The organism is Acidisoma silvae (assembly GCF_020618775.1).
Taxonomy (GTDB): domain Bacteria; phylum Pseudomonadota; class Alphaproteobacteria; order Acetobacterales; family Acetobacteraceae; genus Acidisoma; species Acidisoma silvae.
Genome location: NZ_JAESVB010000002.1, coordinates 1 through 25,768, shown reverse-complemented (window position 1 = coordinate 25,768; position 25,768 = coordinate 1). Strand labels below are relative to the sequence as shown.

General features: G+C 62.9%; 26 protein-coding genes and 1 pseudogene. 12 read left to right on the top strand and 15 right to left on the bottom strand.

The features are described from left to right. Nucleotides 1–47 precede the first annotated feature (47 nt). The 8 genes from secG to purQ form a co-directional block, all read right to left on the bottom strand. Nucleotides 48–398, bottom strand: coding sequence for a preprotein translocase subunit SecG (gene secG, locus ASILVAE211_RS04760; RefSeq protein ID WP_227320162.1), 351 nt, complete (start codon nt 396–398; stop codon nt 48–50). 200 nt (nt 399–598) lie between these two features. Further along, on the bottom strand, nt 599–1,012 hold the full coding sequence (gene dksA / locus ASILVAE211_RS04755; RefSeq protein WP_227320743.1) for an RNA polymerase-binding protein DksA: 414 nt from the start codon (nt 1,010–1,012) through the stop codon (nt 599–601). 160 nt (nt 1,013–1,172) lie between these two features. Then, on the bottom strand, nt 1,173–2,123 hold the full coding sequence (locus ASILVAE211_RS04750; RefSeq protein ID WP_227320161.1) for a carbohydrate kinase family protein: 951 nt from the start codon (nt 2,121–2,123) through the stop codon (nt 1,173–1,175). A 72-nt stretch (nt 2,124–2,195) separates the two neighbouring features. Beyond that, nucleotides 2,196–3,116 (bottom strand): glycosyltransferase family 2 protein, encoded by a 921-nt coding sequence (locus ASILVAE211_RS04740; protein ID WP_264478715.1) that lies wholly within the window; start codon nt 3,114–3,116, stop codon nt 2,196–2,198. Between the two features lie 15 nt (nt 3,117–3,131). Continuing rightward, entirely contained in the window at nt 3,132–3,473 is a 342-nt protein-coding gene (grxD, locus tag ASILVAE211_RS04735) for a Grx4 family monothiol glutaredoxin (RefSeq protein WP_227320160.1), read from the bottom strand. 10 nt (nt 3,474–3,483) lie between these two features. Then, nucleotides 3,484–3,717 carry a BolA family protein gene (locus ASILVAE211_RS04730; protein WP_227320159.1) on the bottom strand — a complete coding sequence of 78 codons (234 nt, stop codon included), beginning with the start codon at nt 3,715–3,717 and terminating at the stop codon, nt 3,484–3,486. A 37-nt stretch (nt 3,718–3,754) separates the two neighbouring features. Continuing rightward, nucleotides 3,755–5,944 (bottom strand): phosphoribosylformylglycinamidine synthase subunit PurL, encoded by a 2,190-nt coding sequence (gene purL / locus ASILVAE211_RS04725; RefSeq protein ID WP_227320158.1) that lies wholly within the window; start codon nt 5,942–5,944, stop codon nt 3,755–3,757. Further along, nucleotides 5,941–6,636 carry a phosphoribosylformylglycinamidine synthase subunit PurQ gene (gene purQ, locus ASILVAE211_RS04720; protein WP_227320742.1) on the bottom strand — a complete coding sequence of 232 codons (696 nt, stop codon included), beginning with the start codon at nt 6,634–6,636 and terminating at the stop codon, nt 5,941–5,943. Before purQ ends, purL begins: the two co-directional genes overlap by 4 nt. Before the next feature lie 174 nt (nt 6,637–6,810). Between purQ and ASILVAE211_RS04715 the strand changes: the two genes are divergently transcribed. Further along, a complete protein-coding gene (locus tag ASILVAE211_RS04715; RefSeq protein ID WP_227320157.1) occupies nt 6,811–7,119 on the top strand; it encodes a hypothetical protein in 309 nt (102 codons plus the stop codon). Between the two features lie 6 nt (nt 7,120–7,125). Next, nucleotides 7,126–7,425 (top strand): hypothetical protein, encoded by a 300-nt coding sequence (locus tag ASILVAE211_RS04710; RefSeq protein WP_227320156.1) that lies wholly within the window; start codon nt 7,126–7,128, stop codon nt 7,423–7,425. 33 nt (nt 7,426–7,458) lie between these two features. Here ASILVAE211_RS04710 and purS read toward each other — a convergent pair whose 3' ends face one another. The 3 genes from purS to tpiA all read right to left on the bottom strand — a co-directional run bounded on the left by purS (nt 7,459) and on the right by tpiA (nt 9,345). Beyond that, entirely contained in the window at nt 7,459–7,698 is a 240-nt protein-coding gene (gene purS / locus ASILVAE211_RS04705) for a phosphoribosylformylglycinamidine synthase subunit PurS (protein WP_227320155.1), read from the bottom strand. Beyond that, nucleotides 7,695–8,459 (bottom strand): phosphoribosylaminoimidazolesuccinocarboxamide synthase, encoded by a 765-nt coding sequence (gene purC, locus ASILVAE211_RS04700; RefSeq protein WP_227320154.1) that lies wholly within the window; start codon nt 8,457–8,459, stop codon nt 7,695–7,697. The genes purS and purC overlap by 4 nt, the downstream gene beginning before the upstream one ends. A gap of 160 nt (nt 8,460–8,619) precedes the next feature. Next, nucleotides 8,620–9,345 carry a triose-phosphate isomerase gene (tpiA, locus tag ASILVAE211_RS04695; RefSeq protein WP_227320153.1) on the bottom strand — a complete coding sequence of 242 codons (726 nt, stop codon included), beginning with the start codon at nt 9,343–9,345 and terminating at the stop codon, nt 8,620–8,622. An 80-nt stretch (nt 9,346–9,425) separates the two neighbouring features. On the opposite strand from tpiA, the gene ASILVAE211_RS04690 reads away from it, so the two are divergent. The 6 genes from ASILVAE211_RS04690 (at nt 9,426) to ASILVAE211_RS04665 (ending at nt 17,688) form a co-directional block, all read left to right on the top strand. Then, nucleotides 9,426–11,372, top strand: a complete 1,947-nt coding sequence (locus tag ASILVAE211_RS04690; protein WP_227320152.1) for a SurA N-terminal domain-containing protein — start codon at nt 9,426–9,428, stop codon at nt 11,370–11,372. A 31-nt stretch (nt 11,373–11,403) separates the two neighbouring features. Then, nucleotides 11,404–12,918 (top strand): anthranilate synthase component I, encoded by a 1,515-nt coding sequence (trpE, locus tag ASILVAE211_RS04685; RefSeq protein WP_227320151.1) that lies wholly within the window; start codon nt 11,404–11,406, stop codon nt 12,916–12,918. A 180-nt stretch (nt 12,919–13,098) separates the two neighbouring features. Further along, a complete protein-coding gene (locus ASILVAE211_RS04680) occupies nt 13,099–13,926 on the top strand; it encodes a transglutaminase-like domain-containing protein (protein ID WP_227320150.1) in 828 nt (275 codons plus the stop codon). A gap of 69 nt (nt 13,927–13,995) precedes the next feature. Further along, entirely contained in the window at nt 13,996–15,102 is a 1,107-nt protein-coding gene (locus tag ASILVAE211_RS04675) for a GlxA family transcriptional regulator (protein ID WP_227320149.1), read from the top strand. 169 nt (nt 15,103–15,271) lie between these two features. Then, entirely contained in the window at nt 15,272–16,549 is a 1,278-nt protein-coding gene (locus ASILVAE211_RS04670) for an aromatic ring-hydroxylating oxygenase subunit alpha (protein WP_227320148.1), read from the top strand. Beyond that, entirely contained in the window at nt 16,549–17,688 is a 1,140-nt protein-coding gene (locus tag ASILVAE211_RS04665) for a hybrid-cluster NAD(P)-dependent oxidoreductase (RefSeq protein ID WP_227320147.1), read from the top strand. The genes ASILVAE211_RS04670 and ASILVAE211_RS04665 overlap by 1 nt, the downstream gene beginning before the upstream one ends. Nucleotides 17,689–17,691: 3 nt before the next feature. Here the strand turns inward: ASILVAE211_RS04665 and ASILVAE211_RS04660 are convergent, their stop codons facing one another. Further along, nucleotides 17,692–18,819, bottom strand: a complete 1,128-nt coding sequence (locus ASILVAE211_RS04660) for a citrate synthase (RefSeq protein ID WP_227320146.1) — start codon at nt 18,817–18,819, stop codon at nt 17,692–17,694. A gap of 79 nt (nt 18,820–18,898) precedes the next feature. Here ASILVAE211_RS04660 and ASILVAE211_RS04655 point away from each other — a divergent pair, with 79 nt between their 5' ends. The 3 genes from ASILVAE211_RS04655 (at nt 18,899) to ASILVAE211_RS04645 (ending at nt 21,453) form a co-directional block, all read left to right on the top strand. Beyond that, the gene (locus tag ASILVAE211_RS04655; RefSeq protein WP_227320145.1) at nt 18,899–19,987 is read left to right on the top strand and encodes a citrate synthase/methylcitrate synthase; all 1,089 of its coding nucleotides are present in this window, start codon (nt 18,899–18,901) and stop codon (nt 19,985–19,987) included. A gap of 88 nt (nt 19,988–20,075) precedes the next feature. Further along, entirely contained in the window at nt 20,076–21,029 is a 954-nt protein-coding gene (locus tag ASILVAE211_RS04650) for an AEC family transporter (protein ID WP_227320144.1), read from the top strand. A gap of 115 nt (nt 21,030–21,144) precedes the next feature. Further along, nucleotides 21,145–21,453 carry a hypothetical protein gene (locus tag ASILVAE211_RS04645; RefSeq protein WP_227320143.1) on the top strand — a complete coding sequence of 103 codons (309 nt, stop codon included), beginning with the start codon at nt 21,145–21,147 and terminating at the stop codon, nt 21,451–21,453. Nucleotides 21,454–21,689: 236 nt separating this feature from the next. Here ASILVAE211_RS04645 and ASILVAE211_RS04640 read toward each other — a convergent pair whose 3' ends face one another. The 3 genes and pseudogenes from ASILVAE211_RS04640 to ASILVAE211_RS04630 form a co-directional block, all read right to left on the bottom strand. Beyond that, nucleotides 21,690–21,887, bottom strand: coding sequence for a hypothetical protein (locus ASILVAE211_RS04640; RefSeq protein WP_227320142.1), 198 nt, complete (start codon nt 21,885–21,887; stop codon nt 21,690–21,692). A 326-nt stretch (nt 21,888–22,213) separates the two neighbouring features. Next, a pseudogene (locus ASILVAE211_RS04635) lies at nt 22,214–23,377 on the bottom strand (autotransporter strand-loop-strand O-heptosyltransferase). 4 nt (nt 23,378–23,381) lie between these two features. Then, on the bottom strand, nt 23,382–24,680 hold the full coding sequence (locus tag ASILVAE211_RS04630) for an autotransporter strand-loop-strand O-heptosyltransferase (protein ID WP_227320141.1): 1,299 nt from the start codon (nt 24,678–24,680) through the stop codon (nt 23,382–23,384). A gap of 436 nt (nt 24,681–25,116) precedes the next feature. On the opposite strand from ASILVAE211_RS04630, the gene ASILVAE211_RS04625 reads away from it, so the two are divergent. Beyond that, a complete protein-coding gene (locus tag ASILVAE211_RS04625; protein WP_227320140.1) occupies nt 25,117–25,644 on the top strand; it encodes a hypothetical protein in 528 nt (175 codons plus the stop codon). Nucleotides 25,645–25,768: the final 124 nt, after the last annotated feature.

Sequence of the window (25,768 nt, the reverse complement as noted above, 5' to 3'; positions counted from 1 at the left end):
GGCCGAGCGGTTAGGCACGGATGCGAAAAGCTCAAGGCGCGGCCCGCTTAGGGCGTCGCGGGAGCGGAAGGCTGAGCCGGCTTGGCAGGCGCCGCGGGCACGGGCGTCATCGGCGCCATGGTCGAGACGGGTGCCTTCGGGCCGTTGAAGATCGAGCTGACCCCATTGGTGCTGCTGCGCGTCATCAGCGCCAGTATCAGCGACAGGGCCAGGAAAATGGTGGCCAGAATGGCCGTCGAACGGGTGAGCAGGTTCGCCGTGCCGCGGCCGGTCATGAAATTGCCCATGCCCTGGCCGCCACCGATGCCAAGGCCACCGCCTTCGCTGCGCTGAACCAGCACGACGGCGATCAGCGCCAGGGTCACGAAGACATGGATGACAAGCAGGACGGTAAACATGCGAGGCCTTTCGGGGGGATCACCCGCGCGCCTTCTAGCGAAGCTTCGCCGGGATGCAAAGCGCGGCTGCCTTGCGTTTGAAACGACTGAAGGATTTCCACCCCGGCCCGATGCCGGCCGCGGTGGATGACCATCCTCCGAAACGGTCTGCGGCGCCGCCCTTCCGGTCAGGAAAAGCGGCGCCGCAGATTAAGTCAGGATCAATCGTCCCGGTGGACGCGTTCCATACGCTCGTGGCGTTCCTGCGCCTCGATCGACAGGGTCGCGATCGGCCGGGCTTCCAGGCGCTTCAGGCCGATCGGCTCGCCGGTATCCTCGCAATAGCCGTAGGACCCGTTTTCGATTCGCTGCAGGGCCTGTTCGATCTTGGAAATCAGCTTGCGGGCGCGGTCACGCGTGCGCAATTCCAAGGCCCGATCAGTCTCGACGCTGGCTCTGTCAGTAATATCGGCTTCGACGATGCCACCTTCGGAAAGGCTGGCAAGCGTCCCGTTGGCCTCTTTAAGAAGATCTTCCTGCCAGCGAAGCAATTTCCTTCGAAAATACTCGACTTGCATTGGATTCATGAACTCTTCGTCCTCACGCGGACGATAGTCTTCGGGTAGCGTAATCATCATGCGGCAAAGTCTCCGCTGTCGCTGTAAACTGAACGACACCGAAACACGTTCGGCCGTTTGGGCCGGCTTATAGCGGGGCTATCCCCAGACGCCAAGCAGATTGCAACAACTTCAAACTTCTGCAACGTCGGCACCGGTCGACTCCGCGCCCAACAGCCTAAAGTCCGCGTTCGGCCATAAAAATTTGCAGCTCGGCCCGCGTCGCCATGGCGTCCATTCCACCCGGGGCGGTGGCCACGATCGCGCCGGCCGCACAGGCAAAACGGCCGATCCGCACCAGGTTTTCCGCTGAAAGGTCGAAATCCGAGTCGAGCAGGCCGGCCAGGAAGGCTGCCATAAAGCTGTCGCCGCAGCCCGTGGTATCGACGACCTTCACGGGAATGCCGGCGATGGTCACCTTTTCGCCCGGCGTCACGATCGTGGCCCCTGCGGCGCCGGCGGTGATGGCCGCAACCCGCAATCCGTCATGCCAGAGCGACTCGAGTGCTGCGATCGGATCGTCGATGCCGGTGATGATGGCCAGTTCATCGGCCCCCACCTTCAGGATATTGGCGACGGCGATGACCTCGCGCGCTGCGGCGACCATAGCCTCGGTGCTGTCCCACAGCAGCGGGCGCAGATTGGGGTCGACCGAGATCATGATCCCGGCGTCCTGCGCGACGGCGATGGCATGGCGCTGGGCGCGGGCGGCGGTGGGCGCGGACATGATCAGGCTGTTCACATGCAGCATGCGCGCCTGGCGGATGACATCCTCGGCGACTTCCTCGGGCGCGTAATTCGCATCGGCGCAATCCTGCCGATAAAACAGGAAATCGCGGTCGCCTTGCGCATCCAGGGTCACGACGGCAAGGCCGGTGCGGTGATCCTGCGACACGACGACATGCTCGACGGAGGCGCCGGAGGCCGCGATGGTATCGGTCAGCAGTCGGCCGAAGGCATCGTCGCCGACCTTGCTCAGCATGCAGGCCGACCGCCCGAGCTTGCCCAGGCCGACGGCGGCGTTGCCCGGCGCGCCGCCCGGCTTGGCCGCGAAATTAAGCCCGCCCGTGCTGGGCAGCGGCACCATGTCGATCAGCAGTTCCCCGAAAGACGCAACCTCGTAACCCATTTCTTGCCCCGTTCCGTATTGTTGCGCGGCTTATTGTCCAATTGTCATGAGATGTCATCTGCCACCTTCGCTTCAGGGCAAGGTGTTTCTGGCAGCCCAGGCAGCGTGAATGAGAATGGCGGCGCGCTGCGGCCGAAACTGGCCGAAAAATCCACGCGTCAGCAAGGGCAGGGCCGGCCGGGCCGCGCCCCGGCGCAGCATTTCCCGCCCGATGGTCCAGGTCAGTTCGCGCTGTGTCCGGCGAACCAGCCGTCGAAACCGCTGGGGGCCGATGGCTTCGGCAAGGCCAGCATTGGCGGCAATCGCCGCCAAGGCAGGTGCATAGGCAGCCGGGTCGGTAGCAGCGCCGTGCATCACGCTGCCGGCCCGCCGGCGCACCAGCAAGGTGGGTGGCCCAGGAACAGCGGCAAACGGCCCCAGCAGCCGCAGGCGCGGCCAGAACTCCCAATCCTCGGCAAAGCGCAGCGCTTCGTGAAAGCCCCCCGTAGCCTCCCAGGCGCTGCGGCGGATCAGGACATGGCCGCCATTGGCGAAGCGGTTGCCCAGGGTGACCCGCGCAAGGGTAAGGCCAGAAGGCGCTGTGCGGATGTCCTGCGGTGCTGCGGTCTCAGGCCTGGCCGTCCCCGGCACATAGGCGAAGGCACCGTAGGCGGCCACGGCCTGCGGATGCGCGGTCAGCGCTGCGGCGAGACGGGACAGCGCATCGGCGGATAGCCAGTCATCGCCGTCCAGAAACAGCAGCGCGTCAGCGGCCATCGCGGCAGCGTGACGCGCGCCCAGATTGCGGGCGGCTGCGACGCCCAGGCCGGGGGTGCGCAGGCTGCGCAGGAGAGGGGCTTCATGGCAGGCGATCACGCCCGGCGTAGCGTCTCTGGACCCGTCATCGACGACGATGACTGCACAGGCATCAAGGCTCTGGGACAGAGCCGAGTTGATGGCATCACCCAGAAACCGGGCGATGTCACGGGCCGCGATGACAACCGCGACCCGCATCGATCTCAGTTCGGCTTAGGCGGCGACGGAATGCGCGATGCCGTTCTCGGCCATCAGGCTGGTCAGTTCGCCGGTCTGATACATCTCGGTGATGATGTCGCAGCCGCCGACGAATTCGCCCTTCACATAAAGCTGGGGGATGGTCGGCCACTGGGAGAACTGCTTGATGCCGTCGCGCAGTTCCGGGTCTTCCAGAACATTCGCGGTGGCGAAGGGCACGTTCATGTGGCTGAGGATCTGTACCACGCGGGCGGAGAAGCCGCATTGCGGGAACATCGCGGTTCCCTTCATGTAAAGCATCACCGGATTTTCGGCGATTTCCTTGGCGATACGGTCTGCCACGACGTCCTGAGACATGAATAGCTCCTTATTCGGGCGCTGAAGTCTGCAAAGCCAGGGCGTGAAGTTCACCGCCCATTCGTCCCTGCAGAGCCGCATAGATCATCTGATGTTGTTTCAGGCGCGTGAGGCCACGAAACTGCTCACTGACCACTGTAGCAGCATAGTGGTCTCCGTCACCGGCCAAATCTTCGACCGTCACCCGCGCATCAGGTATGGCGGCGCGGATCAGGTTCTCGATCGCATTGGCGGTCATGGCCATGCCGTCTCTCCTTAACTGGACGGCAGGGCCACTGCCGTCAGCTCATCCAGGTCTTGAAGAAGCGCTCATGCGCTTCCTTCAGGTCGACCAAGGATACGGACGAACCGCCCGGGAATGTCAATTCATTCCCGCCGGTGCGGCCCAGCAGGCGGGCCGGCACATTGGCCGCGCGCGCCGCTTCCAGCAGGCCGCTGGCGTCGGCACTGGCGATGACATAGCGGCCCTGATCCTCACCGAAGAGGAAGGCATGGGTCGCATGGGCCTTGTCCAGCTCATCCAGCGCGAAGCCGCAATTCCCGGCCAGCGCCATTTCTGCCAGCGCCACCAGAAGGCCGCCGTCGGAGACGTCGTGACAGGCTGCGACGACACCCTTGGCGATCTGCTGCCGCACGAAATCGCCGTTGCGGCGTTCGGCGACCAGATTGACCGGCGGCGGCGCGCCTTCTTCACGGCCCAGGATTTCGCGCAGGAACAGCGACTGGCCGAGCCAGCCGGCGGTTTCGCCGATCAGCACCAGGTCTTGATGCGCGGCGATGGCGATGCCGCGTGCCGCGTGGGCGTCTTCGATGACGCCCAGACCGCCGATCGCCGGGGTCGGCAGAATGCCTTTGCCCTCGGTCTCGTTGTAAAGGCTGACATTACCCGAGACGACCGGATAGTCGAGCGCGATACAGGCTTCCGCCATGCCCTGAATGGCGGCGGCGAACTGGCCCATGATCTCGGGCTTTTCCGGATTGCCGAAATTCATGTTGTCGGTGATGGCCAGCGGCCGGGCGCCGGTCGCGGTAATATTGCGCCAGGATTCCACGACCGCCTGCATGCCGCCCATCTTCGGGTCGGCCTGGCAATAACGCGGCGTGCAATCGGTGGTGATGGCCAGCGCGCGATTGGACCCCTCGATCTTGACGATCGCGGCATCCGCCTGGCCCGGCTTCTTTACCGTCTGGCCGCCGACTGCCGGGTCATACTGGCTGGCGATCCAGGCGCGGGAGCAGAGGTCGGGGCAGGCCACCAGTTGCAGCAGTGCCTCGTCGTTCGGCATATTGCACTGGACGGTCGCGCTATCCAGCACGGGCAGCGGCACCGGCCACTGGATCGGGCGGCGATATAGCGGCGCCTGATCGGCCAGCGGGTCGAGCGGAATATCGGCTTCCACCACGCCCTTGTGGCGGACGACGATGCGGCCGGTATCGGTGATATGGCCGATGACCGCGAAATCCAGATCCCATTTGCGGAAGATTTCTTCCGCGATGTATTCGCGGCCGGGCTCCAGCACCATGAGCATGCGCTCCTGGCTTTCCGACAGCATCATCTCATAGGCCGACATGCCGGTTTCGCGCTGCGGCACATGATCGAGATCGAGATCGATGCCTACGCCGCCCTTGCCCGCCATTTCGACGGAGGAGGAGGTCAGGCCGGCGGCGCCCATGTCCTGAATGGCGACGATGACATCCGTCTTCATCAGTTCCAGACAGGCTTCGATCAGCAGCTTTTCGGTGAAGGGGTCACCCACCTGCACGGTCGGGCGCTTTTCCTCGGAATTGGCGTCGAACTCGGCCGAGGCCATGGTCGCGCCGTGGATGCCGTCGCGTCCGGTCTTGGACCCGACATAGACGACGGGGTTGCCGATGCCGGCGGCGGCCGAGAGGAAAATACGGTCCTTGGGCGCGATGCCCACCGTCATGGCATTGACCAGCGGATTGCCGTCATAGGCGGCGTGGAAGTTCACCTCGCCGCCCACCGTCGGCACGCCGACGCAATTGCCGTAGCCGCCGATGCCGCGCACGACGCCGTCGACCACGCGCTTGGTGCGCGGATTTTCCGGCCGGCCGAAGCGCAGCGCGTTGAGATTGGCGATGGGCCGCGCGCCCATGGTGAAGACATCGCGCAGAATGCCGCCGACTCCGGTCGCCGCACCCTGATAGGGCTCGATGAAGCTCGGGTGGTTATGGCTTTCCATCTTAAAGATGGCAGTCAGCCCGTCGCCAATATCGACCACGCCCGCGTTTTCGCCGGGGCCATGCACGACCCATTCGGCCTTGGTCGGAAGCTCTTTCAGCCAGACCCGCGACGACTTGTAGGAACAGTGCTCCGACCACATCACCGAAAAGATGCCGAGTTCGGTAAAGCTGGGCTGGCGGCCCATGATGGTCTGGACGCGGCCCCATTCCTCGGCATTGAGGCCGAATTCGCGGGCGAGTTTTTCGTCAACCGGACGGGTGCTCATGCGGCCAGCCCTTCCACGATGCTGGTGAACATGGGCAATCCGTCCGTTCCGCCCATCAGCGGATCAACATAGTCTTCGGGATGGGGCATCAGCCCCAGAACGCGGCGATTGTCGGAAAAGATGCCGGCGATATTGCGCTGGCTGCCGTTCGGGTTGGTGGCTTCCGTCACCGCACCGTCCGCGCCGGCATAGCGGAAGGCGACGCGGCCTTCACCCTCAAGCCGGTCCAGCGTCGTGCTGTCGGCGAAGTAATTGCCGTCGCCATGGGCCAGCACCACGCGGATCACCTGATCCTGGGTATAGTGCTTCGTGTAGAGGCTGTCGGTCTGCGCGACCGTCAGGTGATGGTCCTGACCGAGGAAGCGCAGGCCGGCGTTATTCAGCAGCGCGCCGGGCAGCAGGCCCGCTTCCGTCAGAATCTGGAAGCCGTTGCAGACGCCCAGCACATGGCCGCCGCCTTCCGCGAAATCCTTCACCGCCCGCATGACCGGGGACTGTGCGGCCATGGCGCCGCAGCGCAGATAGTCGCCATGGCTGAAACCGCCCGGCAGGACCACGAGATCGAGCGGCGGGAGGCTGGTCTCCTTATGCCAGATCATGACGGGCTCCCGCCCGCCTGAAACCTTCGCCAGGGCGATCGCCATGTCGCGCTCGCGATTGGTACCCGGAAAGAGAACGATGCCGGCCCGCAAACTCATTTTGCTACACTCACAGGTCAGTATACCTACAGATTCAAGACAGCGAGATCAGCAGCGGCTGATAGCACCAGTTTTCGTGCAAGGCACCCCTTGAGACGGGTTGGTGCGATACGCATTTGCCGCGTAGCACCGGGATGCTACACAGTCTCGCATTGGGAGGCGCGCATCATGACAGCGGCGACCGAGATGACCGAGACGATGGACATTGTCCTTATCGACAAGGACGTGAAGGCGCGGGCGGCAGCGGTAGCGGCCGAGGCGGGCGTGAGCCTGGACACGTTTATTCGCGATGCCATTCTCGACAAGTTGGACGAGGCCGAGGAAGACGCGGCTTTCGCCCAATTGGCTGAGGAGCGCTGGCAGGAGGTTCAAGACACCGGCCTGACGGTTGCTTGGGATGAGGCGAGAGGCTGGCTTGAAGCGCGCGCACGTGGTGAGAATCCGCCCCGGCCTACGGGCCGACGCCTCGCCCGTTAAGCTTATTTGGCGCGCATTGAACTCGCGCTCAGTGTTTTTGATGATTTTGACCGCTTTCTTGTTCACATGGAACGGTTCGCGGTCGCGGATCCGGTCAGCAGAATCCACGATATAAATCAGGCATTACAAATATTAGGCGGGAGCCCGCTGATCGGGCGGCGTGCCAGCCGCGGCAGGCGCGAGCTGGTGATCAAAGTCGGCTTGCAGCACTATAAGGTGCGTTATCGCTTTGACCCGAGTGTCGATGAGGTCACGATTCTTGCCGTCCGCAATGTCCGCGAACACAGCTACAGGCGGAAGCGCTGAGGGCACCTGTTTCCAGGCGCCCTCAAAACGAAATCAGACCACCTCGACCCGATAGCTTTCGATCACGGTATTGGCGAGCAGCTTGGCTGCCATCGCTTCGGCGGAAGCCTTCGCTTTGGCCGCGTCGGTCTCGGCCAGTTCCAGCTCGATGATCTTGCCGGCGCGCACATCGCCGACGCCCTCGAAACCAAGCGTTTCCAGCGCATGCCCGATGGCGCGACCCTGGGGGTCGAGCACGCCGGGCTTCAGCATGACGGTGACGATCGCTTTCACTGCATGGTCTCCGGGCCCTTCATGTCGCGCGTACCGGCTTCGGGCAGAATGCCGAGGCGCTTGGCCACTTCCTGATAGGCTTCCTCGACTTTGCCGAGGTCGCGGCGGAAGCGGTCCTTGTCCATCTTCTCGTTGGTCTTGCTGTCCCAGAGACGGCAATTGTCCGGGCTGATTTCATCGGCCAGCACGATGCGCATCTCGTCGTTTTCCCACAGCCGGCCGAATTCGAGCTTGAAGTCGACCAGGGTGATGCCGACGCCCAGGAACAGGCCGGTCAGGAAATCGTTCACGCGCAGCGTGAGGGAGACGATATCGTCCATATCCGGGGGCGTCGCCCAGCCGAAGGCGGTGATATGCTCTTCCGCGACCATCGGGTCGTTCAGGCCGTCGTTCTTATAATAGTATTCGACGATCGAGCGCGGCAGGCGGGTGCCTTCCGGAATGCCCAGGCGGGTCGACAGGCTGCCGGCCGCGACATTGCGCACCACGACTTCGAGCGGGATGATTTCCACTTCGCGGATCAGCTGCTCACGCATATTGAGGCGGCGAACGAAATGCGTCGGCACGCCGATTTCGGCCAGACGCAGCATCAGAAACTCGCTGATGCGATTGTTCAGCACGCCCTTGCCGGTGATGACGCCCTTTTTCTGGGCGTTGAACGCGGTCGCGTCATCCTTGAAATATTGCACGAGGGTGCCGGGTTCCGGACCTTCGAACAGGATTTTCGCTTTTCCCTCATAAAGCTGTCTGCGGCGGGCCATGACGGATCCTCGGAAACGATGATGAGGCAGCGCCGACGAGCGGCGCCACCTGGAACAGGGAACGACGTTGCGCTGCGCTATAGCAGCGTGAAACTTCCAAAGGTAGGGCAATGGCGCGGGGCATCTGCCCTGTTTGTGACGGTCTGGCTTGCTCCGCCGCTTACACCGCCCGGATGATGGCCAGAAAATCCTCGGCGATCAGGCTGGCGCCGCCCACCAAAGCGCCGCCGACGTCGGGCAGGCCCAAAATTTCGGCAGCATTGCCGGGCTTCACCGAGCCGCCATACAGAATGCGAAAGCCCACGCCCTCCGCCTGGTCGCGGATCAGCTCGCCGCGAATGAAGGCATGCATGGCGGCGATATCCGCCGAAGTCGGAACCTTGCCTGTGCCGATGGCCCAGATCGGCTCATAGGCGATAATGCCGGTAAAATCGCTGGGCAGGCTTTCGGTGATCTGGCTGCCGACAACCGTTTCCTGCTCGCCCGCGCTCCGGTCGGACTCGGTTTCACCCACGCAGACGATCGGAATCAGCCCGGCCTTCATGGCGGCGCTAACCTTGGCTGCGACGATGGCGCTGGTCTCGCCATGGTCCTGTCGCCGCTCGGAATGGCCAAGGATCACATAGCGCGCGCCGGCATCGGCCAGCATGACGGGGGAGATATCGCCGGTATGGGCGCCCGAGTCGCGGGTGTGGCAATCCTGCCCGCCGGTCGCGATACCGCTGCCCTCGACAAGCGCGGAGACGGCGGCGAGTTGCGTGGCCGGCGGGCAAAGCAGCACTTCCGCCCCCGCATCCGCCAGCCCGTGCCGGATGGCCAGGGCCAGCGCGGCCGAGGGCTCGGTCAGCCCGTTCATCTTCCAATTACCGGCAATTAATGGGCGCATTTTTTTCTCCCCGTGGGCCGTAAGGCAGCAACGCTGATAAAGGCACGGCCGGGAACTGGCAAAGTGCGGGCGCTCTGCCTATGGTGCGCCCCCTCTCTCCATCAGGCTCCAAGGTCGCGATGCTCGGTATTTTCAGAAGCTCACTCAACACATGGCCGGTCAGGATATTGTTTATCCTGCTGATCGCTGCCTTCGGCGTCTGGGGCATCGGCGACGTGATCCGTAATTTGGGTGGCGATGACGGTGCGGCAGCGCATATCGACGGTGTCTCCATCAGCCCGCAGGACGTGAACACCGCCTATCGTCAACAATTGCAGCAGACCGCGCAACAGCTTGGCAGCCCCGATCAGGTCACGTCCCAGATGCGGATGATGATCGCGGAACAGGCGGCGGCGCGTCTGGTGGCGCAGACGGCAATCGACAAGATGGCCGGGCGCATGGGCATCACGGCCCCCACGGCGGATGTGCAGAAGCAGGTCTTCGCCATGGATGCCTTCCAGGGGCCGACGCATCAGTTCAGCCATGCCCAGTTCGATCAGGTGCTACAGGCGAATGGCTTGAGCGAGGTGGAGTTCCTGCATCTGATGCAGGCCCAGATCATCCGCAACCAGCTGCTCAATTCCATCCGCGCCGCCGTAACTGCGCCGGGCGTGATGGTGAAGACGGCCTATGCTTTCCAGAACCAGACGCGCGTGGCGCAGCTGGTGCAGCTGCCCTTCGCCGCCGCCCCGGCACCGGCCGCGCCGACGGATGCCGATCTGCAACGCTGGTACAAGAATCACCCGACCGATTTTTCGGCACCAGAATACCGCCGCCTGACGCTGGTGGTGCTGAGCCCGGATGTGTTGGCTCGTGACATTCCGGTGCCGGATGCCCAGATTCACGCGGCCTATGACCGCATGATGGCCGCACAGCCGCCCAAGCCTGAGACCCGCACCGTCGATGTCGTGCTGGCGCAGAGCCAGGCCGCCGCCGCCGCGATCGCGAAGCAGTGGCAGGCAGGCGCCGATTGGGCTGCCGTGCAGAAGGCGGCCTCGGCCGCCGGTGCCACGGCGCTCGCTTTGCCGAATATCACGCCTGACCAGGTGCCCAATGCCGCTCTGGCCGATGCGGCCTTCAAAGCCGCCGCGAACAGCGTCACCGGGCCGATCCCGACCGGCGGGACAAGCTATGCCGTCTTCGAGGTGGCCGCGATCACCCCGGGCGGCCCGTCCCAGACCTATGATCAGGCGGCGCCGGCCATCAAGCTGCAACTGGCCCGCCAGCAGGCGCAGGGCCTCGTCAATCAGCGCGTTAATGCTTTGCAGGACGCATTGGCCGGCCGCACGCCGCTGGAAAAGCTGCCGGGCGATATCGGGCTTGCCGCTTTGCAGGGGTCGGTCGACAGCAACGGCCTGACGGAACAGGGCACGCCGGCACCCATCCCCGGCAATGACGCGCTGCGCCAGGCGGTGGTGGCCCAGGCCTTCAAGCAGAAGGTCGGCCAGGCGGCGTCGCTGATCACCGGGCCGGATGACAGCTATTTCGCGCTGACGGTCGATGGCATCACGCCGGCCACCATGAAGGCCTTCGCCGAGGTGAAAGCCCAGGTGCAGTCCGCCTGGACGCAGGATCAGATGCAGCGTGAGCAGAACAAGGCCGCGACCGATATGCTGCAGGCCATGAAGGGCGGCCGCACCTTGCAAGGTGTCGCCTCTGCGCAGGGGCTGACCGTTACCACCACCCCGCCGCTGACCCGCCAGGGTCAGGCGCCGCAAGGCGTGCCGCAGAACCTGATCGGGCCGCTGTTTTCGCTCAACCAGGGCGACAGCACCATGGTGCCGTCGCCGGACGGTTTCGTGGTGGCGCAGCTGACGGCCATCAATACGCCGGACCCGAAGGCGGATCCGGTCGGCTATGACCAGCTGAAGGCTTCTCTTTCCAGCGCTTTGGCGGACGATATGCAGGCGATCTTCGCGGGCGTGGTGACGGCAAAGGGCAATCCGCGCATCAACCAGACCGTGATCCAGCAAATCGCCCAGCCCTGATTTTTTCCCACCAACTGAAAGACAACGGACGATGACGACCGACGGACCCAGCACCGCTTTCCGCGCCGCCTATGAGGCAGGAAAGGGCGCGCTGGTCTGGCGGGAGAGCCCGGCGGATCTGGAGACGCCGGTCGGCGCCTTCCTGAAAATCGCGCATGGCCAGCCCTATTCCTTCCTGCTGGAAAGCGTGGAGGGCGGGGCGTCGCGCGGCCGCTATTCCGTCATCGGCCTGGCGCCCGATCTGATCTGGCGTTGCGAGAAGGGCGCCGCCGCCATCAACCGCTCGGCGCTGACAGCGCCGGACGCCTTCGCGCCGGAAGCCGCGCCGGCACTCGATAGTCTGGCCGCTCTGCTGGCGGAATCGCGCCTGGACCAGCCGGCCAATCTGCCGCCCATGGCCGGCGGCCTGTTCGGCTATCTGGGTTATGACATGGTCCGTTTGATGGAGCGTTTGCCGGAAAAGAACGAGGATGTCCTCGGTCTGCCGGAAGCGATCCTCATCCGCCCCACCGTCTTCGTCATTTTCGACAATGTGCGGGACGTGCTCACGCTGGCCGCACCCGCCTATCCGCATGCCGGACTGTCGGTCGAAGCGGCACACGCGGAAGCCAATGCCCGGCTGAACGCGATCGAGGCCGGGTTGCTGCGGCCTTTGCCGGTCGCGGCCGCGCCGGTCGCGCCCTTCACTCTGGGCGAGCCGCGCTCCAATATGACCAAGGCCTATTTCGAGGACATGGTCGTGAAGATGAAGGAATACATCACCGCCGGTGATGCCTTCCAGGTCGTGCCCAGTCAGCGTTTTTCGGTCGATTTTCCGCTGCCGCCCTTCGCGCTGTATCGCGCGCTGCGGCGGATCAACCCGGCACCCTTCCTGTTCTTCCTCGATTTCGGCACCTTTTCGGTCGCCGGCAGCAGCCCGGAAATCCTGGTCCGTCTGCGTGACGGCATGGTGACCATCCGCCCGCTGGCCGGCACCCGTCCGCGCAACGCCGATCCGATCGAGGACAAGCGGCTGGAAGAGGAACTGCTGGCCGATCCCAAGGAGCGGGCCGAGCATCTGATGCTGCTCGACCTGGGCCGCAACGATGTCGGCCGCGTCGCCGAACTCGGCTCGGTCAAGGTCGTGGAAAGCTTCGTCATCGAGCGTTTCAGCCATGTCATGCATATTTCCTCGATGGTGCAGGGCAAGCTGAAGAAGGGGCTGTCGGCGCTGGACGCGCTCAAGGGCGGTTTCCCGGCCGGCACGCTCAGCGGCGCGCCGAAGGTGCGGGCGATGGAGATTATCGAGGAGCTGGAGCCGGTGCGGCGTGGCATCTATGGCGGCTGCATCGGCTATTTCGCGCCGGACGGCACCATGGATACCTGCATCGGCCTGCGCACCGCCGTGGTGAAGGATGGCGTCATGTATGTGCAGGCGGGCGGCGGTGTCGTCGCCGACAGCGTGCCGGAACTGGAATATGAGGAAAGCCGCCACAAGGCGCGGGCCTTGTTTCGCGCGGCGGAGGAAGCGGTACGCTTCGCGACGGCACCGAAGTCAGGTGCCTAAATTTTCAGCATGACCTGACCGTCCAGTTGTGGACGCGGCAAAAGGGCGCCCGTTGTGGCGCCCTTTTTTTGTTTTTGCCGAATTTGTCATCGTTCCAGGGCCGCGCCTCGCTTTAATATGAGGGTGTCAGGGCCATCTCAGTTCATAGTCACATCTAACATTTTTTGGATTGGGGTACGGATGCTCATCCGCATCGGCTACGAGATCACCTTCGAGGTGCCGCAACCGACGCCCATGGTGTTGATGCTCAACGTGCGGCCCGAGCGCGCCGCCGATCTGACGGCGCCGGACATCATCCGCACCAATCCGTCCCTGCCGATCTCGCGCTACTATGACATGTACGGAAACCTGTGCAGCCGCGTGATGGCGCCGGCCGGTCTTGTGACCTTCCATACCGATACGGTCATCAATGACCCCGGTGTGCTGGACCCGTACGCGCCGGATGCGGCGCAATTGCCGATTGAAAGCCTGCCGCCGGAAACGCTCGTCTATCTTCTGGGCAGCCGGTATTGCGAGACCGAGAAGCTGCTGGCTTTCGCCTGGGCGCAGTTCGGGCATCTGCCTGACGGCTGGTCCAAGGTCGAGGCGATCGTCCAATACACGCATAACCACATCACCTTCGGCTATCAGAATGCGCGCGCCACCCGCACGGCCTTCGAGGGCTGGCAGGAAGGCGTCGGCGTCTGCCGCGACTATGCCCATCTGGCGCTGACGCTGTGCCGCTGCATGAATATTCCGGCGCGCTACTGCACTGGCTATCTGGGGGATATCGGCGTGCCGCCGGACCGGTCGCCGATGGATTTCAGCGGCTGGTTCCAGGTCTATCTCGGCGGCAATTGGTACACCTTCGATGCCCGCCACGGCCATCCGCGCATCGGGCGCATTCTGATCGGGGTCGGGCGTGACGCCGCCGATGTCGCCATTTCGACGGTTTTCGGGCCCAACCTGCTGAAGACATTCCACGTCATCACCGAGGAAGTGGCATCGCCCGTCGCCGCTGTGGCCTAGATATCGCATGCGGCTGTGCTGACGGCGAAGGCGCTTCGCCTTTTGCCCGCAGGATTGTAATATCGCCCCATGGTCGCAAATCTTTATCGAGGCAGGCTGGCGGATGACGGCAAGATGGCCGGGCTGCGCACCCGCCCGCCGCTATCCGTCGGTTTCATTCTGGCTGAGAATTTCACCCTCTCGGCCTTTTCCCTCTTCGTGGACTTTTTGCGGCTTGCCTCCGATGAGGGGGACCGCAGCCGGCCCATCCAGTGCCGCTGGACCATCATGTCCAGCCGCCAGACGGCGGTAAAGGCCAGTTGCGGTGTGCAAATCAACCGCGACAGCGGTTTTCTGGACCCCAAGAATTTCGACTATATCGTCGTGGTCGGCGGCCTGCTGCATACCGGCCCGCAGATTGACGACGAGACCAATGCCTATCTGGCCGCCGCCGCGCGCGACGGCGTGACCCTTATCGGCCTTTGCACAGGCGGTTTCATTTTGTGCCGCGCGGGGCTGATGAAGGGCCGGCGCGTCTGTGTCAGCTGGTATTGCTATCAGGATTTTCTGTCCGAATTCCCGGATCATCGCGTCATCGCGGACCGTATGTTCTTCGTCGACGGCAATCGCATCACCTGTTCCGGCGGGGCAGGCACGGCGGACTTGGCCAGTTTCCTGATCGAGCGGCATCTGGGCCGGGCCATCGCCCAGAAGGCGCGCCATATCCTGCTGCTGGACCGCGTGCGCGCGGGCAGCGAGGCACAGCCGCATCCCCCGGCTAATGATGAGATTGTCGGTGACGAGCGCGTGCGCCGGGCCCTGCTGCTGATGGAGCAGCATGTGGCAGACCCGCTGCCGATCGCGGAACTGGCCTCCCGCCTGTCGATCTCGCCCCGTCAGCTCGAGCGCTTGTTCCAAAGCGTCATGGGCGTGAAGCCGGCGCAGCATTACCGGCTGTTGCGGCTGCGCTATGCCCGCTGGCTGCTGGACCATACGGACCTCTCGATCACCGAAATCGCGCTCGATTCGGGCTTCGCCGACTGCGCCCATTTCTCGCGCAAATTCAAGGCTTTGCACGGTTTCACGCCGACGGACGCGCGCACGCGTGAAAAGCCGCCCGCAGTCGACCACGAGCCCGCCATGCCGACGATGCCGCCGCCCAATGCCCATCTGGCAGCGATGCGGATTTTCGAATAGCCGAGGGGCGCATCGCGCTATTTAGATAAGGCATGGGCTCGCGCGGATTTGGGCAAGGCGCTTGTCGCATCGGCGCAAACAGAGCAGCCCCCGGCCAGACAGGATAGGCCATTCTTGGACTTGGCCATTCGTGCATGGTCGATCGTCTTCAAATCGGAGGATCGGGGCGATGACCCTGAAGCAGACAGGCCTGAACGCTGAAACCGTTGCTGCCCTGCGGTCGCTGATCGCCCGGCGCCAGCCCGGCTACAGCCTGGAAGCGCCCTTCTATACCAGCCCTGAAATTTTCGAGGCGGATATGGAGCTGATCTTCGGCCGCACCTGGATCTATGTCGCGGTGGAACCGGAAGTGCCGGAGCCGGGCGACTATGTCACCGTCAATCTGGGCCGCAACTCCATCGTCATCCTGCGCGACGACGATATGGGCCTGCGCGCCTTTCACAATGTCTGCCGTCATCGTGGCGCCAGACTGGTGCAGGGCGAAAGCGGCGCGGTCGGCAATCTTGTCTGCCCCTATCACCAATGGACCTACGATCTTGAAGGCAAGCTCATCTATGCCGAGCATATGGGCGAGGATTTCGACAAATCCTGTTTCGGCCTGAAAAAGGTTCATGTCCGCTCCATCGCCGGCCTGATTTTCATCTGTCTGGCGGCCGAAGCGCCGACTGATATTGATGAGCTGGACCGGGTCATGACGCCCTATCTGGCGCCGCATGATCTGCCCAATACCAAGATCGCCGCCTCCATCGACCTGATCGAGAAGGGCAACTGGAAGCTGACGCTGGAAAACAACCGCGAATGCTACCATTGCTCGGGCAATCATCCTGAACTGACGATTCCGCTTTTCGCCTATGGCTTCGGTTTCGCGCCCGGCCAGATGGATGAGACGGAACTGGCCCAGGCCGCGCGCTATGATGAGTTGGTGACGACATCGCATGCGCGGTGGGAAAGCTGCGGCATTCCCTCGGCCGAGGTCGACCACCTGGACGACTGCATCACCGGTTTCCGCACGCAGCGCCTGCCGATCGACCAGAGCGGCGAAAGCCAGACGCTGGACACCAAGGTCGCGTCCAAGAAGCTGCTGGGCAATCTGACCGATACGGCGCTGGGCGGCCTGTCCTTCTGGACGCAGCCCAATTCCTGGCACCATTTCATGAGCGACCATATCGTGACCTTCACGACCATTCCGCTCGATGCCGAGACGACGCTGGTCCGCACCAAATGGCTGGTCCACAAGGACGCCCGCGAAGGCATCGACTATGACGTCGAGAATCTGACCAGTGTCTGGAACGCGACCAATGTGCAGGACGCGACCTTGGTGGAATATGCTCAGGCCGGTGCCCGCACCCCAGCCTATGAGCCCGGCCCGTACTCGCCCTTCACTGAAATGCTGGTCGAGAAATTCTGCAAATGGTACCTGGATCGCCTGAAGGACGGAATCGCCTAATGTCGGCTGTGACGGAAGCGGCCCAGACAGACCTGCTGGCGGCGAAGCGTCTGACGGTCGCGCCCGAAACGGGGGCGCTGCCGCAGTGGGATTCTGAGGAGGATGACGTGCTCGTCTGCCGGGAGATCCGGCAGGAGACGCATGACGTGAAGACCTTCGTCTTTTCCGGCCGGTCGCCGCGCCTGCACAGCTACAAGCCCGGGCAATTCCTGACGCTGGACCTGACGATCAACGGCCAGCAGGTCAATCGCTGCTATACCATCTCCTCCGCGCCGACGCGGCCGCATACGGTTGCCATCACCACCAAGCGCTTCGCCGGCGGTGTCGTCAGTCCCTGGATGCATGATCACCTGAAGCCCGGCATGGAAATCCGTGCCATGGGGCCGATGGGCGAGTTCAATTGCGTCGATCACGCCTCGGCCAATGGCAAATATCTGCTGCTTTCGGCCGGCAGCGGCATTACGCCGTCCATGTCCATGGCACGCAGCTTTCATGATCTGGCGCTGGCGACGGACACGGTGTTTCTGCACAGCGCCCGCAGTCCGGCCGATATCATCTTCCGCGACGAACTGGCGCTGATGGCGCGCGAGCCGAATTTCCGCGCCGTCTCGGTCTGCGAGCATGACAGTCCGCATGAGGGCTGGGGCGGCTATCGCGGCCGGCTCAGCCTGCCGCTGCTGCAAGTCGCCGTGCCGGATTTTCTGGATCGTGAAGTCTTTGCCTGCGGTCCCGCGCCCTATATGGCCGGCGCGCGCGCCATCCTGGAGCAGGCCGGTTTCGACATGGCCCGCTACCATGAGGAAAGCTTCAAGTTCGAGGATCTGGCGCCGGAAGACGCGGGCGTTTCTCCGCCCGCTAATACCGATGATGCGGTCAAGACCTTCAAGGTCGAATTCACCAAAAGCCGCCGCACAGTGGAAGTGCCGGCCGACACCAATGTTCTGGCCGCCGCGCGGGCCGCCGGCATGCGCCTGCCGTCCTCCTGCACGCGCGGTCTCTGCGGCACCTGCAAAAGCAAGCTGGTGTCAGGTGAAGTCTCGATGCAGCATCAAGGCGGCATCCGCCAGCGTGAGATCGATCAGGGCATGGTGCTGATCTGCTGCTCCAAGCCGCTCAGCGATCTGGTCATCGAGCGCTAGCCGTCAGTCCGCCGGCAACCTGCCTCTATAGATCCCGCGCGGGCGGATAAGGCTGCCGGCCGTCACCTGTTCCACGGCATGGGCGACCCAGCCCAGGCTGCGGCCGAGGGCAAAAAGCCGAAAGGGCGCGTCGGGCGGAAAGGCGCCCGTGCTCGCCAGCGCCGCCAGCGCGAAATCGATATTGGGCTTCACGCCGGTCTGTTCAGCGGCGTCCTGCCACAATTGCCGGGTCAGCGCGTCCGGCGGCAAAGCGGCCAGCAGCGCTGCGGCACGCGGGTCGCCCATCGGATAAAGCGGATGGCCGAATCCCGGCAGCTTCTGGCCGGTGGCCAGATGCCGGGTGAGGGCACGGGTCACACCGCTTTCGCGAGCATCGTGCAGCAGGACCATCGCCGCATTGGCGGCGCCGCCGTGGCGTGGACCGGAGAGCGTCGCAAGTCCCGCCAAAAGGCAGGCAGGGATCGACGCCCCGGTCGAGGCGGCCACCCGCACGGCGAAGGTCGAGGCATTGAGGTCATGATCCGCGATCAGGACCAGCGCCATGCGGATCGGTTCGTCATACGATGAATCCAGGCCCCAGCCCCTTGCCAGCCTATGGTGCAGAAGGGAGAGATCCGACGCCGCTCCAAGAGCCTGTGCCAGATAGCCGATCGCTTCTGCGCCATCGGCTTGCAGCTTGTCGATGCCACGGCCGAGCGCCGGATAACTGGCCGGGATCAGCATCGCGAGTGCCGAGAAAGGATCATTGGCCCCCTGCATCGGGCCTGGGAAACCGACCGGTCCGGTGTCATCCCATAGCAAGGCCGCGACGGTCTCGCAGGTCGCCTGCCCGGCAAGGGTAATGGCATCCTGCCCGCGATACAGCAGACGCGCATGGTGCACGGTAGAGATCGCAGTCTCAAGGGAGGGCTCACCCCAGGCCATCGTGCTGGCCGCGACGGCCGAGACCCGCCGGCTGCGGCCGCGCCGGGTCCGCAATCCTTCGATATCCTCAGTGCGATACAGGCTGCGCCGTGGGTCGGCCGGGTCCGGCTGCATGTCGACCTGCCCACGGCTGACATAGGCGTAGAGCGTCTGCGCCCTAACCCCAAGCCGAGCCAGAGCCGCGTCGCGGCCGATCCATTCAGGCATATTGATTCAATTGATCAAGATTGATGACATCTGCTGACGGCAGCATCTTCATGCTTGTCAGTCAAGGAGCAGCATCACGATGGTCAGCGGTCTGGACGATGTCGTCGCGGCGGAGACCACGCTTTCGGATGTGGATGGGGTTGCAGGAAAGCTGGTCATCCGTGGACGCCCGCTGGCCGGGATCGCCGGGCATCTCGATTTTGAATCCGTCGTCACTCTGCTGCTGGAAGACCTTGTGCCTGGTCTGCCGCAGGGGGAAGCGCTGCGCGCGGCACTGGGGAAGGCTCGGCTGGATGTCTTCAGCCGCATCGCGCCTATGATGGATCAATTGGCAAGGCTCGATATCTATGACGCGGTCCGCGCCGGCATCGCCGTCCTGCCGGACGGCATCGCGCCGGATGACACCCTGCGGCTCATCGCGGCACCCGCCGTGCTGACGCCGCTGATGCTTCGTCTGGCGGCAGGACAGCGACCGATTGAGCCGGACGCGGCGCGCCGTCATGCGGCGGATTGTCTGGCGATGCTGGGGCGACACGGCGAGGATGAAAGGCTGGCTTGCGCGCTTGATACCTATCTCGGCACCGTCTGCGATCATGGCCTGAATGCTTCGACCTTCGCCGCCCGTGTTGTCGCTTCAACCCGGGCAGGATTGACGTCCTCTGTGTTGGCGGGGCTCGGCGCCTTGAAGGGACCGCTGCATGGCGGTGCGCCCGGCCCGGTCATCGCCATGCTGGACGCGATTGCGGCGGAGGGCGATGCGCGGGTCTGGCTGGAGCGTGAGGTGGCGCAGGGCGGCCGGCTGATGGGCTTCGGCCATCGCATCTACCGCACGCGTGACCCGCGGGCCGATGCGCTGAAAGCCGCGGTGCGGCAACTCGGGGTGTCGCCGCAGGCGGCCGAGCGGCTCGCCTTCGCGGAGAAGATCGAGCAGACAGCCTTATCCGTCTTGCGGGCGGCTAAGCCAAATCGTGTGCTGGAAACGAATGTGGAATTCTATACGGCGCTTCTGCTGGAAGCGGTCGGCTTTCCGCCGGAGGCTTTCACCTGCGTCTTCGCCATGGGGCGCATCGTCGGTTGGATTGCCCATGCGCTGGAACAGCAGCGAACGGGCCGGCTGATTCGCCCGCAATCGCGCTATATCGGACCGATTTGCGCAGAGGCGGGTTAATGCGCAAAGTTTCTGCTGCATTGCAAAAGTGAGGGTTGGAGTGGGCCGGGGCGGGCGTTAAGCCGGAGGTGATCTGGCAAAGTCCCATATGCTCACGACATTCTTCATCGTTCTGCCCATCTTCGCGCTCATCTTCGTCGGCTTTCTTTGCCGCCGAACTGACATATTGGGGCCGAATTCGACGCGGGAGCTGAATCGCTTCGTGGTCTATCTGGCGCTGCCGGCGCTGCTGTTCGACATCATGGCCCATACTACCTGGGTCGCGCTCTACCAGCCACGCTTCATCGCGGCCTTCACGCTCGGCTGTTTCATCATCTTTGCCCTGACAATCGCACTGCGTCTGCGCGGCGGCCGGCATCTGGCCGATGTCAGCATCGACGGGCTGAACGCGTCCTATGCCAATACCGGCTTTATCGGCCTGCCGCTCAGCATCATCATCTTCGGGCGCGGCAGCCTGACGCTGACGACGATCTCGGCCATCATCACCGTCTGCGTGCTCTTCGCGGTTGCGATTGTATTGATTGAGATCGGGTTGCAGACAGAGGCGCATCCGGTGCGCCTGGCGCGCAAGGTCGGGCTGTCGCTGGTCAAAAATCCTCTGCTCGTCTCGCCGGTGCTCGGCGCGCTGTGGACAGCCAGTGGCGTGCATCTTCCGGGCAGTGCGGAAACCTTCTTCAAGCTGCTGGGGGACGCGGCCTCGCCCTGCGCGCTGGTCGCCCTCGGCCTGTTCCTGGGCGAGAAGCGCCGGACGGAGACAGTGGAGCCGCCGGTGCGCGGTGATCTGTCGGGTGGGTTGATGCTGGTCGGCCTTAAACTGATCGTGCAGCCGGTCCTGGCCTGGATTCTGGCAACGCAGGTGTTTCACCTGACGCCGGCGGTAACCCATCTGACCGTCGTGCTCTCGGCCCTGCCGACCGGCACCGGCCCTTTCATGCTGGCCGAATTCTATCGGCGCGAGGCGCGGGTGACAGCGAATGCCATCCTCATTTCCACAATTCTGTCGCTCGTTACCGTGTCCGGCTATCTGGCCTGGGTCAGCTAAGACGCGGTTTCGGCATCCGATCGCGGTTTTTTCAAGCATAGTTCGATACGAAGGGCGTATGATCCTTTCTCAAGACCCCGGATAGACGGGGCGCAGCAGAGAGGGGAGGCGGCCTATGGCACGCAGCATCCTGATCATTCTCGGCTTTCTGACAGGTTTTTGCACCTCGGCCGGCATCGCGCCCGCCTGGGCGCAGGCCAGTCCCATGGCGCCGGCGCCGATGGGCACGCCCATGACGCCGCAGCAGATCGGATCCTGGATCACCATGCCTGGGATCAGCGAACCGGAAGCGGCCTATGACGCGCGCAATCAGGGCTATGTCCAGGTCATGCGGATGCATGAAGATAGCTACGGCGACTGGATCGGCCAAAGCGGCTCGCGCCGCTTCATCGTCTTCCCGGATGGCCGCGCTTATCCGTTCTGATTTCGAATCGTGTGCGTCGGCGATGGCTGGGTTGGTGGGCGGCGAGGCTAGCCAATAGTCTTGCTTTTGGTCCGTGCGCGCGGTCCGCGATGACACACCAAAATACGCAAGGCAGGCCTTTAAAACGCGCAGGCAGGCTGGGACGCTGCCCTATTTGGGGCTCAGGCGAGAGTCATGCCGGTCCTATGATCGCGTGATCGTTTCGTGCGGTTTCCGCGAGGCTTCTTATGCGTCTCTTATTTTCGTCTCACCGATTGACCATCGTCAGAGGCATGCCAGCCTATGCCGATCGCTGGCGCGATGGCGGGAAACTGCCGATTTTCGCTGTTCGCCGGGCACCAAGAGGCGGCGTGCATATTTTTCTGCTCGGCGCCTGCCTTGGGATCAAATTCAACTGACACTGCTGTTGGGCGCATGTCGATTTGAATGCGCAATTATAACGCCGCCATGATCTTGGGATTGTGTAAAAAACCGCCCGTTTTAGGCTCAAATGGGTCTAGTTTTTTTTAAGAAAGATCTGCTAAAATGGCGCCGACGCCGTTGCATTATCTGCTCGGCAGTTGCCGCGTCGTTAGACTTGATGCGGGGAGGGCCGCAAACCTCCCCGCATCGCTCCACTGGCAGAGCCGCAAACTCATCCAGTTGCCGCGTCGTCTGCGAACCAGAAGACAGACCAGGGTCTTCTACACGGGCTGGCGCCTGAGTGCCATATCAGTTCCGGCGCAATTTCAATCTGCGAATAAATTTGATCGCGGACGGTTTACGCTGCGGGGACAAGGCCCGGCACGCGCCCCAGCGTGGCGATAACCTGTCTGGCGGTGATCGCACGGCTGCACTCGAACATGCGCGGCGTGTTCTTCTGGCGCGGACACCACAGATAATCGGCGCGGTCCTGGCCATCGAAGCTGGTTTGATCGTCGTTCCAGCAGGAATTGCACACATGCCAGTTGATGACCCGGTACGGCGTATGGAACTCGTTGGTGGGATGGGTGAAGCCGGAAATCATCACCACGGGACAGCCAGCTGCCCAGGCCAGCCATGACAGGCCGGAGGACAGGCCAATAAAGACCGAGGCATGGCGCAGCCAGCGGGCGCGTTCCACCAGCGGGCGATCGCCGGTCTGGTCCTCGGCGTCGGGTGGCATGGAGGTCTGATTATAACCGCGTAACTCCGTCCGGTTGCGGTCGATGCAGATGACCCGCAATCCGATGGATTTCAAATAGGCGATGGTCTCGGACCAGCCGTTGGGATTGTTCCAGTATTTCGCCTGTCCTGTCGCCTGGGTCGCGATGACGGCATAGGGTTCGGCGATGGGCCGGCTGTCATCCGGCAGCGCCAGCACGGGCCGGATTTCGCGTTACTCGATCCCCAAAAGATGCGCGGCATTGCCTTGCAGGCTCAGCCAGCGGCCGTCGCAGGTATTCCAGTCCCGGTTCACGTCGCCGAAATACATCATCATCTTATAGGTCGCATAATAGATGCGATCGTCCGGGTCGTCCGGGGTCGTGAAGCGGATATGCGGATAGGCGTCTCGGAACAGGGGAATAAGATGCGGGGACATGCAGCAGGTCAGCTTACAGCCATGCCGTGCCGCAAATTCGGCTGCAAAAGGGAACCAGGCCAGGATATCGCCCAGCGTGCCGATATGAAAGCGGATGAGAACGTCCTGGCCCGCCGCATCATAGCTATGGTCCAGGATTGACCGGTCGCCATCAAAAACTTCGATCCGGCCGCGGAAGAACCATTTCTTGGCGCTGCTCACCTGGCCTGCGCCGATCGACGTTTCATAGAGAATATTGCCGGTATCGGCGTCGGAAAGGCGCACGCGCCATTGCCCTGACGGCCGTTCCGGCAGGGCCACGCGGATACCCTCGTTGAAGTCAAAGCGAATGCCGCTGGCGGCCTCGATTGTCGGCGCTTCCATCGTTTCAGTCGGCCGCCTGATCGTATTGTGTCGTGGCGGCGACCGCGGGTACGCGCTCAAGCGCGCGGATCACCTGGGCGGGCGTAATGAGGCGCGTGCACTCAAACTGCCGGTCCGTGCCCTTGTGCCTCGGGCAGTATAAATAGTCATGGTGATCGAAGCGATGGCGCGGGTCATTCCAGCAGCTGTTGCAGGTGTGCCAGTTGATGACGCGATAGGGTGTATCGAATTCGTTGCTGGGATGCGTGAAGCCCGAGATCATCACGATGGGGCAGCCCGCTGCCCATGCCAGCCAGGTCAGCCCAGATGACAATCCTATAAAAGCTGCGGCATGGCGCAGCCAGCGTGCGCGCTCCGCCAGCGGTCTGTTGCCGGTCTCGTCTTCCGCACCGTGGGGAATGTGATTCCAGACGATGCCGCCGCCATGGACGGGCTTCTGGTCGATGCAGATAACCCTGAAGCCGCGTGCCTTCAGGAAGCTGATAACCTCGCGCCAGCCGTTCGGGTTGTTCCACATCTTGGCCTGCGTCGATGCCTGCACGGCAATACAGACGTAAGGTTCGGCGATCGGTCGGCTGTCGTCCGGAATGACAATTCGAGGCGCCTCCTCAGTCGGGTCTACGCCCAGAATATAGCCGGCGGTGCGATGCAGTCCGACATATCGAAAATCGGTCGGCTGCCATTCAAAGACGGCGTCATCGAAGAAAAGGCCGAGGCAGTAAGTCGCATAGGCCTGTTCCGACAGCTTCTGCTCGACGACCTCTTCGGGCGTGACAAGGCGCAGATTCGGGTAGGCGTCCTTCAAGAGAGGGATGATGAGTTTTGACAGAGAGCAGGTGACGCGGGCGCCCGTCGTTTCAGCCAGGCGCGCGGCATAGGCAAACCATCCCATGGTGTCGCCCAATGTGCCGATCGGAAAATGGACAAGCACCTCCCGGTCACGCAGATCCAGCTTGTGGCTCAGGACGGATGTTTCAACGCCCGCTTCGTTCACATCCCAGACGTCGATACCGAATCGCACGAAGAATCGTTTGGATGACCTAACAAATGCGCCCTTGCTGTCATTCTGGAACAGGATATTGCCGCTATCGAGATCGGTCAGGCGGATACGCCAATGGCCTTCGCTGCGTTCCGGCAGCGAGATGCGTGCGCCATGATTGATGTCGTAGCGAATGCCGCGCGGTCCGATCTGGGTCGGTTGATCGGCCGGCGGGGGAAAGCTGGAATTGACGGTCTTAGGGCTCACGGCGTTTGCCGCCGGTGCTTTCTCCGGCGGCTCTGCCTGGGGGGCTTCGTTCGGCATGAGATGAGACTTCGCTATTCTGTTCTGCGACGGTAGGACTGCGATCCGCGCATGGGCGCCGTGGATCTGCGGACTCTCTAGTTCAGGTCGCGAGGATTTGGCTAGAGGAACTTGTGTGTTCAAATGAATAGCACGAGTCCGGCGGAATCCGATTTAAGCTGGATCTGGGTATGATACAGCCATAAAGCAGACCCGTTATATGCGAAAATTTAGCTGATCGTCGTTCATGATGGCAAAAAGATCGCAGTTTGGAACACAAATTAACGAAACTTTCTGATAAATATCCTGGGTCATGAGGTCGGGTTTATGTCATCTGGGGATATTACAACGATCCGGATCAAGTTTGAGCTCTAATGGTAAGAAATGTGGGGTCGGTTGTGTTACCGGCATGTGAGACAATACAAGCTGATCTTTCTTTATTCGTTGGGAACTATCAATGATCGTCGTTCCATATAAGCTTTTTCAGGAAAAACTCTTCGTTGATAGTGAGAAAGCCTCTGTGCCGGAGCCGCTGCTGCGCTTTCTGCTGTCGCGGTTGATCGAGCTTTCGGATTTTGACGAAGAAGATTACCTCGAGCGCAATCCGGACGTCGCGACGTCCATCAGGCGTGGCGAATGCGAATCAGGAAAATATCACTACGCCAATTTCGGATATTTTGAGGGGCGTGCGACCTCGCTTCTTGCATTCTCCGAGGAGTTTTATACGGCTGCCAATCCGGATGTCGCGCGGGCGGTGGCTGCCGGCGATTGGCCGAACGGGCAGGCGCATTTCAATCGGGAAGGGCTCGGCGAATGGCGCAGCCCCAATAGCGGCCTGGTCGCGTCGTTTGAGCTGTGGCGCTCGTTGTTTGAAAGCGATGCTGGCGAGGGTGAAGCGGCTGCGGGCTTTGGCGAAGAGCCTGTTGATTTGAACGATGATGTGATTGAGGTCATGCCGATCCGCCACGTCGCAGCGCATTACTGAAGCACTAAAGCCGGCACCCGGCGCGGCCTATGTCGGAATTGGCCGCGCTACTGCCGATTATGAAGTGGCGCTCTTGATGTCTTCGCTTTTCCCACGAATTCACTATACGTCAGGGCCGCAGGCG

Coding starts and splice junctions, on each gene's coding strand:
- ASILVAE211_RS04655 (WP_227320145.1), top strand. CDS start 18,899: ATGGTCAGCGGTCTGGACGATGTCGTCGCGGCGGAGACCACGCTTTCG.
- ASILVAE211_RS04670 (WP_227320148.1), top strand. CDS start 15,272: ATGACCCTGAAGCAGACAGGCCTGAACGCTGAAACCGTTGCTGCCCTG.
- dksA (WP_227320743.1), bottom strand. CDS start 1,012: ATGATTACGCTACCCGAAGACTATCGTCCGCGTGAGGACGAAGAGTTC.
- purC (WP_227320154.1), bottom strand. CDS start 8,459: ATGGCCCGCCGCAGACAGCTTTATGAGGGAAAAGCGAAAATCCTGTTC.
- ASILVAE211_RS04645 (WP_227320143.1), top strand. CDS start 21,145: ATGGCACGCAGCATCCTGATCATTCTCGGCTTTCTGACAGGTTTTTGC.
- trpE (WP_227320151.1), top strand. CDS start 11,404: ATGACGACCGACGGACCCAGCACCGCTTTCCGCGCCGCCTATGAGGCA.
- purL (WP_227320158.1), bottom strand. CDS start 5,944: ATGAGCACCCGTCCGGTTGACGAAAAACTCGCCCGCGAATTCGGCCTC.
- ASILVAE211_RS04625 (WP_227320140.1), top strand. CDS start 25,117: ATGATCGTCGTTCCATATAAGCTTTTTCAGGAAAAACTCTTCGTTGAT.
- ASILVAE211_RS04675 (WP_227320149.1), top strand. CDS start 13,996: ATGGTCGCAAATCTTTATCGAGGCAGGCTGGCGGATGACGGCAAGATG.
- secG (WP_227320162.1), bottom strand. CDS start 398: ATGTTTACCGTCCTGCTTGTCATCCATGTCTTCGTGACCCTGGCGCTG.
- grxD (WP_227320160.1), bottom strand. CDS start 3,473: ATGTCTCAGGACGTCGTGGCAGACCGTATCGCCAAGGAAATCGCCGAA.
- ASILVAE211_RS04650 (WP_227320144.1), top strand. CDS start 20,076: ATGCTCACGACATTCTTCATCGTTCTGCCCATCTTCGCGCTCATCTTC.
- ASILVAE211_RS04660 (WP_227320146.1), bottom strand. CDS start 18,819: ATGCCTGAATGGATCGGCCGCGACGCGGCTCTGGCTCGGCTTGGGGTT.
- ASILVAE211_RS04750 (WP_227320161.1), bottom strand. CDS start 2,123: ATGGGTTACGAGGTTGCGTCTTTCGGGGAACTGCTGATCGACATGGTG.
- ASILVAE211_RS04630 (WP_227320141.1), bottom strand. CDS start 24,680: ATGCCGAACGAAGCCCCCCAGGCAGAGCCGCCGGAGAAAGCACCGGCG.
- ASILVAE211_RS04730 (WP_227320159.1), bottom strand. CDS start 3,717: ATGGCCATGACCGCCAATGCGATCGAGAACCTGATCCGCGCCGCCATA.
- ASILVAE211_RS04715 (WP_227320157.1), top strand. CDS start 6,811: ATGACAGCGGCGACCGAGATGACCGAGACGATGGACATTGTCCTTATC.
- ASILVAE211_RS04740 (WP_264478715.1), bottom strand. CDS start 3,116: ATGCGGGTCGCGGTTGTCATCGCGGCCCGTGACATCGCCCGGTTTCTG.
- ASILVAE211_RS04680 (WP_227320150.1), top strand. CDS start 13,099: ATGCTCATCCGCATCGGCTACGAGATCACCTTCGAGGTGCCGCAACCG.
- tpiA (WP_227320153.1), bottom strand. CDS start 9,345: ATGCGCCCATTAATTGCCGGTAATTGGAAGATGAACGGGCTGACCGAG.
- ASILVAE211_RS04665 (WP_227320147.1), top strand. CDS start 16,549: ATGTCGGCTGTGACGGAAGCGGCCCAGACAGACCTGCTGGCGGCGAAG.
- ASILVAE211_RS04690 (WP_227320152.1), top strand. CDS start 9,426: ATGGTGCGCCCCCTCTCTCCATCAGGCTCCAAGGTCGCGATGCTCGGT.